General features: G+C 52.1%; 1 protein-coding gene. It reads left to right on the top strand.

The genetic code is table 11. The features are described from left to right. Positions 1 to 14 precede the first annotated feature (14 nt). A partial coding sequence (locus tag L9G74_RS21995) for a hypothetical protein (RefSeq protein ID WP_326521535.1) occupies positions 15 to 238 on the top strand: 224 nt, incomplete at its 3' end.

The raw sequence follows: 238 nt of genomic DNA, 5'->3' as shown, positions 1-238 counted from the left end.
TGACGGCGAACACGATGGAAAACTCCAAGTCCTGCGCCAAGCAGATCAACCAGATCAAGACCAACCACAAGCGCGTCTTCACCGCCAACGCCGTTTCCTCAATGATCTCGCGGATTGAAACCTACATCAGCTTGATCACCAACATCTTGGCCGGGGTGTCCGGGATATCACTGTTGGTTTCCGCTTTGATGATCATCGTAACCATGTACATGTCAGTGGCCGACCGGACCAAGGAAAT

It is taken from the genome of Shewanella electrica (assembly GCF_022321485.1).
Classification (GTDB): domain Bacteria; phylum Pseudomonadota; class Gammaproteobacteria; order Enterobacterales; family Shewanellaceae; genus Shewanella; species Shewanella electrica.
This window is presented reverse-complemented; position numbering and strand designations above follow the sequence as displayed.